Source organism: Oceanisphaera sediminis (genome assembly GCF_039539745.1).
Taxonomy (GTDB): domain Bacteria; phylum Pseudomonadota; class Gammaproteobacteria; order Enterobacterales; family Aeromonadaceae; genus Oceanimonas; species Oceanimonas sediminis.
Map to the genome: position 1 here is coordinate 14,690 of NZ_BAABDS010000031.1, position 13,914 is coordinate 28,603.

11 protein-coding genes are annotated in these 13,914 nt (G+C 52.5%); all 11 read right to left on the bottom strand.

The features are described 5' to 3' along the window. Positions 1-75 precede the first annotated feature (75 nt). Complete coding sequence (locus tag ABD827_RS10300; RefSeq protein WP_344964703.1) at positions 76-963, bottom strand: hypothetical protein; 888 nt, start codon at positions 961-963, stop codon at positions 76-78. A 159-nt stretch (positions 964-1,122) separates the two neighbouring features. Next, on the bottom strand, positions 1,123-3,339 hold the full coding sequence (locus ABD827_RS10305; protein ID WP_344964704.1) for a hypothetical protein: 2,217 nt from the start codon (positions 3,337-3,339) through the stop codon (positions 1,123-1,125). A 75-nt stretch (positions 3,340-3,414) separates the two neighbouring features. Further along, positions 3,415-4,497 (bottom strand): KpsE/RkpR family capsule polysaccharide export protein, encoded by a 1,083-nt coding sequence (locus ABD827_RS10310; RefSeq protein WP_344964705.1) that lies wholly within the window; start codon positions 4,495-4,497, stop codon positions 3,415-3,417. 422 nt (positions 4,498-4,919) lie between these two features. Next, complete coding sequence (locus ABD827_RS10315; protein ID WP_344964706.1) at positions 4,920-5,594, bottom strand: ABC transporter ATP-binding protein; 675 nt, start codon at positions 5,592-5,594, stop codon at positions 4,920-4,922. Then, positions 5,591-6,379: an ABC transporter permease gene (locus ABD827_RS10320; protein ID WP_344964707.1), complete on the bottom strand. Its 789-nt coding sequence runs from the start codon at positions 6,377-6,379 to the stop codon at positions 5,591-5,593. Before ABD827_RS10320 ends, ABD827_RS10315 begins: the two co-directional genes overlap by 4 nt. 8 nt (positions 6,380-6,387) lie before the next feature. Next, a complete protein-coding gene (locus tag ABD827_RS10325) occupies positions 6,388-8,055 on the bottom strand; it encodes a polysaccharide biosynthesis/export family protein (protein ID WP_344964708.1) in 1,668 nt (555 codons plus the stop codon). A 270-nt stretch (positions 8,056-8,325) separates the two neighbouring features. After that, positions 8,326-8,676: a DVU3141 family protein gene (locus ABD827_RS10330; RefSeq protein WP_344964709.1), complete on the bottom strand. Its 351-nt coding sequence runs from the start codon at positions 8,674-8,676 to the stop codon at positions 8,326-8,328. A gap of 318 nt (positions 8,677-8,994) precedes the next feature. Continuing rightward, positions 8,995-10,278, bottom strand: coding sequence for a capsule biosynthesis protein (locus ABD827_RS10335; protein WP_344964710.1), 1,284 nt, complete (start codon positions 10,276-10,278; stop codon positions 8,995-8,997). A 349-nt stretch (positions 10,279-10,627) separates the two neighbouring features. Continuing rightward, positions 10,628-10,975: a hypothetical protein gene (locus ABD827_RS10340; RefSeq protein WP_344964711.1), complete on the bottom strand. Its 348-nt coding sequence runs from the start codon at positions 10,973-10,975 to the stop codon at positions 10,628-10,630. Beyond that, entirely contained in the window at positions 10,972-12,378 is a 1,407-nt protein-coding gene (locus ABD827_RS10345) for a cytochrome P450 (protein WP_344964712.1), read from the bottom strand. Before ABD827_RS10345 ends, ABD827_RS10340 begins: the two co-directional genes overlap by 4 nt. Positions 12,379-12,542: 164 nt before the next feature. Next, the gene (locus ABD827_RS10350; RefSeq protein ID WP_344964713.1) at positions 12,543-13,712 is read right to left on the bottom strand and encodes a hypothetical protein; all 1,170 of its coding nucleotides are present in this window, start codon (positions 13,710-13,712) and stop codon (positions 12,543-12,545) included. Positions 13,713-13,914: the final 202 nt, after the last annotated feature.

Genomic DNA, 13,914 nt, shown 5'->3' on the forward strand with positions numbered 1-13,914 from the left:
TAACTAAAGCATGTTTAGAGCGCCGATATTGGTCGGGTAACACCCGAAACTTGGCAGTGACCGACTCGGTCTCGCTCAACCTTTGTAAATTTTCGAAGATTGATCGAAATTAAATAATTGCTTAGATATGTCACTTGGAGAATTGGATAGGAAATCACCGCTAAGCAGCATATCGTGAAACAATTGGAATTGCTTTTCTGCCTTATTCAACTCTTCTTCCAACTGTTCTTGTCGCTTGTTAGTGGCTGCATTTAATTTCTTCAACTGCTCATTTTCCGCCTCTAGTTGGCTGATTTTATTTTGCTGTTCACCTAGCTGCCTGTGCTTTTTTTGCAACTTAGCCTGCAACCGAACTTTCAGGGGGCTATATATTAGTGTCAAAACAGGCCAGTTTGGATCTGAATAATCTTCTGCGCAAGACTCGTAGCCGTATTTTTCTAGCTGTGTCAACAATTGTTGCGCAGGCGAGTTGTTTTGATACAGAGGCTCTATAGGTACGGAGATACTTAGCTGACCAAAAAGTTTAAGTTGATCACTATTTATCAGCGCCTGAACAATAAGAGCTGTTTCCCCTGGTGCATCTACTATAAGCAATGCTTGCTGTCCTTCATGCGGGGCATAATTTTGGATTAGATCGTTCGGTGTGATTAGACTGACTGAGTGATAAGCATTGACTTTTAGGTCAGGATACAGTTGGCGCAAACCTGTTTCGGGTCTCAGACTGCTGATATGGGTCAGGTTAAACTCAATCAGCTGTTTCTGCTCTAGCTCAGAAGTGATTGCAGCTTCAAGAATATGTATTTCAGCTGTGGCTTTCTCTGTATCTATCTGACTAGCCTTCAAGCGTAGCTGCTGTACTAACTTTGGTAGGGGTTCAACTAAGACTATATGTTGTGCACCGGTCGCAAGATAATCGGAAAGTTTTGTGCCCAGCCCTGCACCGATATGAATAATAGTATGCATAGTCATATTAACCTTTTTGATAGTTTTCTTGCCGAACTTATGTGGTTGAATATTACTTTATGAGCTTATTCTGATTAATATCTAAATTCTGACCTTCGTCAATTTGGCTAGATTTTGGTGTTGTTTGTAGCTTATAGCGTATAGCTCTCCGAAGGGGTGTTAGTTAATGTTGAGCAGTAAAGCATCTTTTTCAAATTCGAGCGTTTGTTCGCTAACGGTTAGGTCACGCTTAGCAAGCTGTGCACGCCATTGCTCTGCTATGACTTGTTCGCCTTCGCGGTGAAAATCGTCTAGCACCACATCTAACCGATGCGCCGATAAATGATTCAGCACACAAGGCAGCGCAGGGTAGCGTGCTAATGGCTGCTCTTGATCAGCAGATGGACCATCAACTAGCACTAATATATGTGCGTCTCGACCATTGAATAATTGAGCCAATTGTTTGAGTGTATCGTTGCAGTCATAAAACAGTACGCTATTGCTCTGTTGTAGAGCATCGGCTATTTGGTAATCGACAAGCGGCGCGTGCTGAAGGTCAACGAGTTGGTCTACGTTTTCTTGCGCTAACTGTTGCTTCGCTTGTTGGTAATAACGCTTGTTGTGTTCGAAGCTGATCACCCGTTTTGGTAAGTCGGCATCTGCCGGTGAGACATACTCACTTAATTGGCTAGGTTCGCTCTGTTGATGGTGAGTGAGCACTCGTTGATTAGCAGCTTGGCTCAGTCTTTTATTAGTTAAGGTTTTATTAAGTAAGGTCTTGGCTAATAGCAGGGTTGAAGTGCCACTGCCAAACTCGATGATCAGGTCGTAGTTGTTACGCTGCACCTGGCTTACCAGATGTTGGCCAAGCTCCGGGCTTATGCTGGCTTCACCAAATTGCAGCGGCAGTTCGCCATGCTGCAGGCTGTGTTGCACGGCCAGGGTTGCTTGCCATTGGCGGCTGCTGCTGGCATGTATTTTGGTTACATGCTGGCCAAGGGCATTGGTGTTGCGCACCAGTTGTTCGGCCTGGGTGGCAAACAGTTGCTCCATTTTTTGTTCAAGTGCCGTGAGCTTGCTGTGGCTGTTTTGCTGGCTTTGCAGTTGCTCTCGCAGGCTAGTCAGCTGAGCGGTGGTTTCTGCCAAAGTTTGATTTAGCTCTGTAATGCGCTGTTCAGCGGCTTCGTGCTGTTGTTTACGGTTGGCAAAGTAGCTTTTATATTTGCTAAGTTCTTCTTCGGTGCTTAGCAGCCTAGCAGTGGTGTTTGATAGTTCACCTTTGGTACTGGCAAGCGTTTGTTGTGTATGAGCGGCTTGCTCTTGCATTTTTGTTAACTGCTGCTGGCTTTGTTGGTGTTGTTCAGCTTCTTCTTTATGCTGAGTTTGTGCCAATGCTAGCTGTTTAGTTATTTGTTCAAGACTTTTACTCTGCTCTGCCAACTGAGCTTTAAGTTGCTCTTGTTCTATTTTATGTTCGGCTTGCAGTGTTTCAAAGGTTTGCTGTTGTTGTGCACATTGCTCTTGCACTGCAGCGAGTTGCTGTCGGCTTTGTTGGAGCTGTTGGGTTTGGTTTTTATATTGAGCCTGAACTTGTGCCAACTGTTTGGTTAGGCTGGCGTTGGCAGTGTGTTGTTCTGCTAAGTTCGCGTTTAGTTTCTCTTTTTCGGCTCTATGCTCGGTTTGCTGTGCCTTGGCGGCTTTTCGTTGCTCAGCAGAAGTTGCCTGACTGTTCATGAGTTGCTGTTTTAGGTTGTTGTTATGTTGGCTAAGCTCCGCTATTTGCAGTTTTAAGGGATTAAGTTGCCAGCAATATATCGAAGTATCAGGGTCGTCGATGTTTTCTGCTGTTAACTCAAAAAAAAGGGCAGCTAGCAGTTTCTGTAGCGCTTGAGGATTATATGTACCGTTATATAAGGCAGTAGTCGGCAAGGTTAGTTCTATGCTGCTAAATAGAGTTAATAACTGCTGCTCTGCCAAAGATTGTAAAATTGCGGTTTCTTCGCCATTGGCTTCTACAACTAGCTGGTGCTGCTGCTCGGTAGGCAGTTGCAGGCGCTCTATAAGTGCTGCAGGGGTAATGGTTTGCACCTGATGTTGCTGCACAACTTTTATACCCGGATAGAGTTCCAGCAAGCCAGTTGCATTGTGCAGACTGCTTGCGTTGGTCAGGTTATATTCCGTCAGCTTTGCCGGCTGGCCATTGGCTGCCGCGCTGATAGCCAGCTCCCATACTTCGGTGTTGGGCATGTTGGCCGTAGCTTGGCGTAGTGCTTTAGCCAGGCCGGGCAGGGGCTCGATCAGAATGATTCTGGCAGGGTTGAGTTCTGCATAATGAGACAACTGGCTGCCGCTGCCGGCACCAATATGCACCAGAGTGTGAAGAGAAGGTGTGTTCATTTATTATCCTTTTGGCAGCCAGATGAATGTGGTTTGCTTGTTCAGCGTGTGAAAGTAGTGTGAGTGTTTGCCACGTTAGTCTCTGTGATCACGCACAATCATCATCATCATATTGGCGATAAAGGCCAGAAACAGGGTGATGATGGCAAACACGCTGGCATTGTAAAGCCGGTTAGGTTGAGTGGCGTATTCGGGCAGCAGCGGGCTTTGCAGCACGCTTACCTGTTTGAGCTTGCGGGCGGCTTCTATACGGGTGTTTTCGAGCGCTGCTAGGGCGCTGGAATAGGTTTGCTGGGCAAACTGGGCTTTAAGCTCCAGTGCCTGATAACCGGCAGAGATTTGGTTGAGGGCATTGCCGGTTGCTTTGGCCAGCCGGTTTTGCTCTTTGCCAATTTGCTGTTGCAGGGCGTTGATTTCGCTCTTTATCTGCACCAGCTCTGCCGAACGACCGCTTTGGTAGCTCTGGGCCGCGGTGTAACGAGCTTGCATGCGCGCCAGTTCACCTTCCAGCGTACCCACCACCTGGTTGAGGCTTTCTACTGTGTGAATGGGAGAGATAAGGCCATGCGCGTTCTGAAATGCCAGCAAGTTGCCGCGGGCTTCATCCAGCCGTGCTCCCAGCCGCTCTGTTTGTTGCTCCAGAAACTTTACCTGCTCTTCTGCCAGGCGCTGGCCCATGGCGTTCATATGGTCTTCGCCTGCGTTCAGCAGTAGTTGGGCCAGGTTGTGGGAAAATTCGGGGGTAAAGGCCTGCACTTCTATGTTGAGCACACCGGCGTATTCGTCCAGCGTTACCGACACGCGCTTTTTATAGTATTTGTGCAGTTCTTCTATAGGTGTTTCGGCATTCCACAGGCGGGAGAGCGGGTCGCCGTTCTGGCTGTAGTGCTCGCGAAAGGGCAACCTGGCCTGTACTTTATTGAGCATGTCGGTTGAAAGCAGGTGTTCGCGCAGCAGCAGCAGATCGCTGTGGCTGCCTGCCCCTTTGAGCAGGCTGGAAAAATTGAACTCGGGGGCGGCAATTTGCGGGCTTTCCAGCACCACGGTAGCGCGGGATACATAGCGATCCGCCGCCCAGGCAAACCAGTAGAAACTGACGGCAATAATGGCGGCAAGGGCGAGCGCCCAATGGGGTTGTTTTTTAATAAAGCGGTTCATAATTATCAACTATTCATGAAAAATAGAGCTGTCAGCCTTAAGCGAACAGCTATAAAAATATCAAAATCCAAAATCATTTTTGCCACGGAATCCACGGAACCCACGGAAAAATTAAGCTGAGAAAGAGCGAAAAGTGATTATTCAATGGTAAGAGCCAAAGCTGCGATATTCTGCGCCGCTCAGTCAGCTGTAAGTTAAAGGCGAAAAGGCGGCTTTACGCTGTCAGCTTTAAGCCTAAAGCGGTCGAATGAATTCGACCCTACGAAACTAAAGATAGCGGTACGTTATACGCCGTACGCTATACGTAAAAAGAATTTAACCCTCCTGCTTCGCAGAACTTGCAGCTAAAGCGCAAGGCTACAGAGGTCGGTGTCTGTTTTAACGTACGGCGTACAGCGTGTGACGTACAGCTCCCGAAGGGCTTAGCCCTTCGGGCTCGTTTCTTCGTGGTAGGCGGCTATGGCGTCGTTGATGTCGTCATACCAGGTGGCGTGGCCACCTTTGAGGTAAATGCCGGCCTGACACAGGTCTTTGAGTATGCCCTCTGAGTGAGACACCATAATCAGGCTGGACTGATTTACCTTGTCTTTAAACGCCTTGGCGGCTTTCTCTTTGAAGGCTCGGTCGCCTACGGCGGTGGCTTCGTCAGATAGGTACACATCAAAATCAAAGGCCAGTGAAAGGCCAAAGTTCAGGCGGGATCGCATGCCGGACGAATAGGTTTTTATCGGCCGGTCAAATGCTGCGCCCAGCTCGGCAAAGTCTTCCACAGAATCGATAATGCGCTGTACGTTAGGGCTGGCTCCATGCACCCGGGCAACAAACTTTACGTTTTGCCGGCCGGTCATGGAGCTTTGAAAACCGCCGGAAAGACCAATGGGCCAGGATACCCGGCAGTGGCGCTCTACTCTGCCACGTTCCGGATTGTCCATGCCCGCAATCAGCCGTAGCAGGGTGCTTTTGCCGGCGCCGTTACGGCCCAGCAGGCCCACGCTGACGTTTTTGGGAATGGTGAGGTCAATACCTTTCAGTACCCAGGGCGCCTCGCGGCCATCGCGGTTGTTGTAGCGTTTGTATAGATTACTGATTTTGATCATTTTGCTTTTAACCGCTCTTTGTAGCGCAGGTGCATCAGCAGCCCCAGGGCATTCAGCCCCAGAATCCACCCCCATAAATACAGGGCGCTGGTACCAGGCACTGTGTGGTAGTGCTCAAAAAAACCGGCACGTAACAGCTCCAGACCGTGCGCTATAGGATTAAGCATTAAATATTCAAGAATGCTGTGGGGCAGGCTGTTAAGCGGCAGAATGGCACCGCTTATGATCATCAACGGCAGGCTCAGCATATTGATGATTTTTCCGGTTTCGGGGATGAGCTTGGCACCCACAGACGTAACCAGGGCAAAGCCCAGCCCCAGTGCCCATAGTGAAGCCCAGCCCAGCAGCGCAGAAATGGCGTTATCGGGGAATATATTCAGCCCCAGCCCCAGGCCGCCTATTACAAACAGCACAAACACAACAGTACGCAGCATGCCGTCCAGATAGGTGCGTACCAGCACCGTATCTACCGGTTGCACCTGGCGGTAGGCAAACAAGGCCTGGGCAGAACTAATGGCTCCCTGGCTGCGGGTTAGGCCTTCGCGGACTAAAAAAAAGCCCATCATGCCGGTTATCATCCAGGGGATGAAATCGGCATTCATGATGAGCTGATTGCTGCCCCTGAGCTGAGCGCGAATTAACACCATAATGCCAATAACCGACATGGGCTCGAAGATCATCCAGAACCAGCCCAACCGGTCGGCCATGGTGCGCGATACGGCCTCGCGCATGAACATGGCAAACCATACGCTGCGTGTTACCTGCCAGGGTGTACGTGTTGGCATTGTGCTCATTACAGGTCTACAGCCACTTTGGCGGCAATGGCAATCTGGTAAAGGATCTGGGTAATGGTACCGGCCAGTTGCAGGTTTTTGGTCGGTGCCTGGGGCAGCACCAGAATTTCGTCACCCGGGTGCAGGGTGACGTCGTCTGCATCACGCACTTCGCCATTCTGGCGTACCACCAAAATGCGGCTGGTGTTGGCCTGGTCGGTAAAGCCACCGGCGCCTTCTATGTAGTCTTTAGCGCTGCGGTCGGCGTTGAACACCACCGACTGGGGCACCAGTACTTCGCCGCTGATCAACAGGGAGTCGGACTTTTCGGGAATGGTGATCACGTCGCCGTCTTGCAGGCGAATATCACTGATGGTGCCGTTGTTGGCCAGCACCAGGCGGCCGTTGGGCTCGACCTGGCGGGCGCGTTCGATGAACTGGCTGATCAACTCGGCTTCGCGCACGCGAATTTGCGCTTCTTCGGCGGTGGAGGACGAGGCGCCGAGGTAGGTGGTTTCCAGCCGAGCCAGGCTTTCATCCAGTGCTTGTTGCTGCCGCTCGGCCACGCTGACGCGTTTGAGCGAAATGCTGCTGGTGTCGGTCATATTCTGGGGCACGACAATGGCGTTCAGCAGTTCATGCAGGCGAGCGTCACGCGGCAGGGCAAAGCGGGAGGGGCCGTAATAGCTACCCTCCAGCTGCACCACTATGGTGTTGTCGCGCATGTCGCTGCTGAATACCACCTGATCGCCGCTGTTAAGTGTTTGTTGACTGAATTCGTTGAGTGCCACATAACGTGAGATGGGGCCGGCATTGCGGGCGCCGCGCAGCAGTACATGGGTAACGTTGGATTTTAACCGAGCCAGTTGTTGTATGTCGCGGCCGGTCATGGCGCCGGGTGTCAGCTCGTAGCGGTAGGGGCGGGCTACATCACCTTCCACGGTCACGGTGGGGCCACGTTCGGCCACCACTATGGTGTCGCCGTCTTTGAATTGCGGCCGGGGCAGGGTGCCGTCTATTAAAAAGTCGTACAAATCGGCGGTGGCCAGGGGGCGACCGTTGCGGATCACTTTTATCTGGCGATAGCTGCCGGTGGCGTCGTCTATGCCGCCGGCCTGATCCAGAAAATACAATAGCGAGTCGTTCGGGGTGCCGGCAAAACGGCCCGGGCTTTGCACGTAACCGGTAACGAATACAGATACCGGCTGCACGCCCTGCAGGTTGGTGTATACCTGCACGTTGTTGGAATAAATGGAGTTAACGGCGCTGCGCACGCGAGCATCCAGCTGGCCGTGTTTTATGCCTTGCACCTTGATGGGGCCCACGCCGGGGATAAATATATTGCCCTGGGCGTCTACCGGCAATACGCGGTCTATGTCTATTGCGCCCCATACCCGCAGGGTCACCTGGTCGCCGGGGGTGATCACGTAGTCCGGGTTCAGGCCGTCGGCGCGCACGCCTCTAAAACCGCCAGAGAACAAGTGGCTGCCAAAGCTGGGCAGTTCACTGGTGCTGGTTGGCTGGCCGTCTACCGGGCCGTAGCGGCCACTTTGCCAGTTGGCGTTGGTATTTTGGCTGGCGGCATCGGCGGCGGAAGGTTCGTTGAAGCGGCTGTTTTGTTCGGCCGGCAGATCACCGGCGCTGGTGCCAATCAGCTGTGCCTGGGTCGGGCCCTGGCCCGCTAACATTGCGAGTAAGCCGAAAGGGAGGGCGAGTTTTTTTAAGGACATGACTTGTTCTCGGAATCTTAAAAGCAGCTGTAAGCTATAAGCCGTCAGCTTTGAGTTAAAGACAAACACAGTGAGGTGTGAGGGCTGCGTTGTGTTTGTGCGCATCAAGTTGTCGGCGCTTTAGCTGCCGGGGCAAACGGCGCCGATTCTGCAGATATGGCGTTGTCTGTTGGTTCTAAATCCCTGCTTCGCAGGGACTGCCAGCTGAAGCGGCAGCTACAGGCCCGGCTATGGGGTCAGCAGTTGGGTTACCGGCCGGGTGAGGGTCCAGTTGCCGGTGTCGGCTTTGCAGGCGATTTGGTGTTGGGTGTTGCCGTTGGGCTGGCTTACCTGCAGTTTGCGGCAGGTGCGGCCGCTGGCGGCAAAGTAAGGCTGGCCGGCCATTATCTGTACCTTGGGGCCCCAGGGGCTGCTTGCCAATACGGCGGCGTTGGCGGTAGCGCTACTCAGATATTGGTTGAGTTCGCTATTGTTTATTGCTTGTTGCGCGCCATGGGTGCCCTGTTGCTGGCTGGCACAGCCGCTAATGATGCTCAGCACCACCAGGGGAAGAAGTAAATTTTTGCTGGATAACTGCATGGAATAGTGCGCTCTTTCGGTGTCTGGGCGAGTAACGTTATGGAAAATGAAGCTGTAAGAGATATCAAGGGAATAGCAAAAGATGAGAAAAACGGATTTTCTGACTTTAAAGACAGTATTTACCTGTTAAAAAGGCACGCTACCGCCCTTAGGTTACAGCCCCCAATCTGCTGGTTTCACTCGCTCCATGTAAAACGCGGTTGCAAATCGCAAGGCGTTAAATTTTAAAATCGGGCGATATTAACATTACGCCCTTGTTATTTCGATAGTTGGCCGTTTAAGTGGATGATAAGTGGCCGAGCCGGATCGTTGTTACGGTTATGCCACTTTTTTCTTTGTGTTATGGCCCTGGAGTGGAGGGGCTGCGGTGTGCTCTGGTACAAACCGAGGGGCGGTATTGATGGCCGGTACGGCTTTGTGCTGCAAGTGTTGCCATATGTACATACAGGTTTTTTCCGGCTCGCAGTAAAAACTGCCATTCAATTGGGTATGCTGCAGCAAAAATGTTCTTAGCTGCTTGAATAACGTTACATTTACCGGTTGTGGTGCCCGCCAAAAGGTAGCCAGCGGGCATTGACTGGTGAGGCCCGGAATATCATACAGCGCCTTGCCCAGGGTAATGGTGGGCACATGGTGAAACAGGGCAGACAGCCCAACGGTGCTGTTTACCGTAACCACCCCCTTGCAGTGGTGATAAAGGTGGGGCAGTGACAATTCAAAGCCGTAAAATACCCGGTCACCAATGCCCAGCTCTTTCGCCTGTAGCTTAATCAGTTGGGTGTAGTTGGTGTAACCCCGGTCCATGGGATGATGCTTGAACAGCAGCACGTCGTTTTTAGGCGCGCAGGCTGCAAATGAGGCCACAATGTGCCGAATGGAGTCGGCCACGTCGGTAAACGGCGAGTGGGTTCGAATCTGAAAGTCGTCCGCCACCTGCAAAGGTACCAGATGAATATGGCCGGAATGGTGATCAATTAGCTGCTGTTGCAAGCCTTTGTCGTGGGCGCTGTGAATATATTTGGTATACCAGCCTTTTAACCAGGCAATGCCTTCTTTCCAGGCGGGGCGGTGACGGTGGTGAACATAATGCCTGAACCGAAGCTTGCCCAGTTGCAAAGAAAGGTAATAGCGCATGGCGTAGTAAATGCGGCGCTTGAAATTGGGCTTGATATCAAACTGGTGTTTGGGGTGTGTTGTGCTGCTGTTCGGCAGCTGGCTTGCCAGTTTGCCATACCAGGTGCTGTGGGCGTTTACGCCATTTTGCTCCAGCGTAATGTAATGCGGCCGCAGGTAGCCTTCTTCAAACACAAAAAAGCGGATGTTATGGTTCAGGCAAAAATGGCGGGCAACGGCATGATATTCACGACAGTCGCTATAACAGAATACGGTATCTATAGAATGGGTGGTTATATAACCGTCCAGAAAATGGCGCCATTCGGGCAGGGTGCCGGTGTAATGGGTATTATTGCCCTTGCAGGGCCAGCAGTTGTCGCCGCCATTGAAATTGATTTTATGAACCCGGATTCCCTGATCAATTAAAAACTGCGAAAAGTTCTGAAAAAAAGGCCCGAGTGGTCCTTGCAGTAGTAATACCGATTGCATGAGATATCCGTGTCTGATGTTGTTATTTTATGGCGGTGCGCTCTGCGCGGCATAGTAGCATAATTGGTATGTCGGAATAATTAAAAATTGTGTACAAGGTCAGCGGCAGCACCGCGTTATGTCTGATGAGTCGGCGTCGTTTGATCCGGCAGCTGAAGCGCCGGCTACAAAAACACAACCCCGATGTCTGACCATACTGTAGGCGCCGCTTTAGCTGGCGAAAACCCACAAAAAACGCTTGGCACACAGATACAACACCGACTCTACAGCCATAGTGTTTGTCTTTAACTTAAAGCTGAAAGCTGAAAGCTTACGGCTTACAGCTGGGTTTTGGCTTACAGCAGGGCTGTTATTTAATGGTTTGCTTGTGCAGGCCTTTTTGCAGCATCAGGTCAATCAGGGGTTGCTCGCGCTTGTTGGCGCGTTTGCAGTGATCCTGCTGGAATTTGTTGGTCAGCCAGATCACGAATCTGGCCCATTGCTTGTTGTCGCGTTCGCGCCAGGCGTGGGACGAGACCGACTCCCAGGCGTAGCCGTTTAAGACCGAGGCATTCACAAAATGATCCAGGGCGCGTACACCGCTGCGGCCCCGTTCTACCCGGCCGATAAAACCGACGTAGCAGATAATCAGGTAACCAATAATGGCCAGTGGCACCACGGCGCACATCAGGATAAAACCGGCGAGTCGTTCTTTCATATGGTTGCTTCTCTTGGGGTCAAAATCAGTTGCATGCCGTTTTGCGAGCGAATGGTCAGCCGGCCGACCGGCTCGGGTACAAAGTCGTCGGCCAGGGTAAAACGGTAATCCCTGAGTATGGTAGCCAGGATCAGGCTGGCCTCTTGCTGGGCAAAGGCGGCGCCAATACACACCCGTGGTCCGGCACCAAAGGGCAGGTAGGATTTGCTGAGCGGCGTTTTCAGGTTTTTGCTGGTAAAGCGGCCGGGGTCAAAGCCGTGAGGGTTATCCCAAAAATCCTGATGGCGGTGGATCAGCCAGGGCGAGATCATCACCGAGGAGCCTGCCGGCATTTTTTTGTCGCGCATTTCGGTGGCATGGCTGCATTCGCGGGATAAAAAGCCCACCGGCGGATACAGCCGCAGCGCTTCGCGAAAAATATCCCGCACCAGTATCATCTTGCGCAGCGCTTCCACACTCATGGGGTGCTCGGCCAGCACGCCGGTCACCTCCTGGTGGGCTTGCTCCTGAATGTCCGGATACAAAGCCAGCAGATATAACGACCAGGTCAGGGCGCTGGCCGAGGTTTCGTGCCCGGCCAAAAACAGCATGGAGATCTGGTCCACTATTTCACTGAACGAGAACGGCTGGCCAGTTTCGGCGTCTATGGCCTGCAGCAATGAAGAGAGTATGTCTTGTTGCTGCTCCAACGCCGCCCGGCTTTGCGGGCAGCCGGCGCGGGCGGCCTCGGCCTGTTGGTAGCGGGGGCGAACAATCTCTTCTATGGTGCCGCGTATTTCCTGGGCAGATTTGAGCCGTTTTCGCTCGCTCAATCCCCGTTGAATAACACCGGGAACGCGAAACATTTTGAGCAGCGCCAGTTTGGGCGATTCGGCCTGAAAGTGCGTAAAGGCATCCAGAATACGGTGTGCCTGCTCGGGCGCCAGCTCGGTCGACATGATGGTACGAAAGATGATGTCGGCGGTAACAAAGGTCATTTCCGGATCAATATCCTGCCCCGGCTGATGCTGCGTTAGCCGCTCCGACATGTCCGACACCGCCGCCTGCATCAGCCCGAAAACCTGTTGTACCCGAGTGTGTTTGAAGGCCGGATCCAGCATGTTGCGCTGTTTTTGCCATTGTTCGCCATTGGTGGTGAAGATACTTTCGCCCAGCAGCGGCTCGAGGATCTCGCCCAGCAGGCGGTTTTTGGGAAAATTATTTACATCCTGCACCATGATTTTGCGCACCAGCTCGGGCTGGTTCACCATATAGAGCCGTAGCCCCGGTAGTTTGAATTCGCCCATTTTCATGCCGTAGCTGCGCTCGTACAGGGCATCCAGCCAGGAATGACGCTTGGTGAAAAACACCTTCCACAACGAGGCTTTGCTCTTCGCGGGTTTGGGAAACACCGGACAGGTCATGACTGCTCCTTTATATCAAAATGAGCCCTTCGGGCAGCTGTCAGCGAGAAAACATCGCGATACGCTGAATCATATGTAGGGTCGAATTTATTCGACCGTTTTAAGGCCGAGCCATGGTTTTGGTCGAATACTCTTACCTAAAATAAGTCGACCCTACGCACGCTTTAGCTTACGGCTTTGTTTTCCTCTATATGGCGTGCAACGGGCCGGGGTCCGGCGGTAAAGGCGAAGAAGTCGTATGGGCCGGGTTTGTCGGTGGCCATTAAATATAAAAAATGCATGGTATACCAGGCGCGGCGCAGCGTTTTGTAACGGGCCGGGTGGTACAGGGTAAAAAAGCGCGGCGACAACAACCGGGGGCCGGCGTGTGGCGCACGGGTCAGGCCGCAGGAAGTGAGGGGGTCGAGCAGCGGAAAACAGGCGCCGTCGGTAGGGGCCGTGTAGTCCAGCCACAACAGACGCGGGTCTTGCCCCAGTTGTTCAAGTGCGGCTCTAAAGTCATGGGCGCCGGGCTGAAAGCTGACCAGGGGTATGCAGTGGCCCAGAGTAATGAGCACCACTCGCTGGTTGGCAAAGGCATGGCCGTCGGGCAGGGCGGACAGGGCTCTGGCCAGGGTCGGCACCACCATCATGGTGCCCACACTGTGGGCGATGATCACCACTTCGTCGTTGTTTGGGTCCTGTATGGCCTTGACGATGTGGTTGGCGAAGCGCTCGGTGCGTTCGTTTAACTGGGGAATTTGCTTGTCGGCCCACTTGGCCGAAAATGCATAGATACGCAGCAGCCAGAACACCGCCAACTTGTCGCCCAGACGTTTGCAGCCTTGCATCAGTAAACAGAATGTCGGCAGTATCAGTGCTGCCTGCAGGGGGATTTGTGCCGATGCAGGCAGTTTTTGCCAGGGAAATAGCTCGCACAGCGTAATGGCGGCCCTGGCGCTGAGTGCCAGGCTCAGCATTAGGTACAGGGCCGGATAAAAGCCGGCCAGCAGCTGCTTGCCAGAGGCGCGGGCAAAGCTGATGAAACGGCCCGAGAAGACATAGGCCCACAAGAAGCAGAGCAGATCCCCCAAGATGGCGGGCCAACCCCTGGCCCAGTGACGGCGAATAATGTCATCCCAGCCCAGATAGCAGTAGTCGGTTTGCGTCTGTGACGTACTCAACTGCCAGTGGTGACAGTGCGCCGAGCGTCGTTGGCGGCGCGATACGGTGATATCAAGTCCGTTTACCGAGGCTTGTTGAGCCGACTGGGTACGGTAAAGGCGATGATAGTGAGCGGCCCCACGGGGGTCAAATCCGTGAATATAAAACACCTGGCGTTGTTTAACCGTCAATCCGTTGTTCCTTGGTATTAAAAAATATAAAAATAAAGAGGTTTTCTGAACGGCGTCAGATTACCCGAAAACGCTGGCTCAGGCGAGCAGGTGAGGCTGCTGAGCTCTTGTCATTTCTGCAGGTTCTCTTTTGTCATTCCCGCGAAGGCGCTGAGGGATCCCCAAAAAAATAGGCAGACATGGTAGATTTTCTCTTTTGTTA

Bases quoted from the DNA above. Each gene is read 5' to 3' on its own strand.
- ABD827_RS10300 (WP_344964703.1), bottom strand. From the start codon at position 963: ATGCATACTATTATTCATATCGGTGCAGGGCTGGGCACAAAACTTTCC.
- ABD827_RS10305 (WP_344964704.1), bottom strand. From the start codon at position 3,339: ATGAACACACCTTCTCTTCACACTCTGGTGCATATTGGTGCCGGCAGC.
- ABD827_RS10310 (WP_344964705.1), bottom strand. From the start codon at position 4,497: ATGAACCGCTTTATTAAAAAACAACCCCATTGGGCGCTCGCCCTTGCC.
- ABD827_RS10315 (WP_344964706.1), bottom strand. From the start codon at position 5,594: ATGATCAAAATCAGTAATCTATACAAACGCTACAACAACCGCGATGGC.
- ABD827_RS10320 (WP_344964707.1), bottom strand. From the start codon at position 6,379: ATGCCAACACGTACACCCTGGCAGGTAACACGCAGCGTATGGTTTGCC.
- ABD827_RS10325 (WP_344964708.1), bottom strand. From the start codon at position 8,055: ATGTTAGCGGGCCAGGGCCCGACCCAGGCACAGCTGATTGGCACCAGC.
- ABD827_RS10330 (WP_344964709.1), bottom strand. From the start codon at position 8,676: ATGCAGTTATCCAGCAAAAATTTACTTCTTCCCCTGGTGGTGCTGAGC.
- ABD827_RS10335 (WP_344964710.1), bottom strand. From the start codon at position 10,278: ATGCAATCGGTATTACTACTGCAAGGACCACTCGGGCCTTTTTTTCAG.
- ABD827_RS10340 (WP_344964711.1), bottom strand. From the start codon at position 10,975: ATGAAAGAACGACTCGCCGGTTTTATCCTGATGTGCGCCGTGGTGCCA.
- ABD827_RS10345 (WP_344964712.1), bottom strand. From the start codon at position 12,378: ATGACCTGTCCGGTGTTTCCCAAACCCGCGAAGAGCAAAGCCTCGTTG.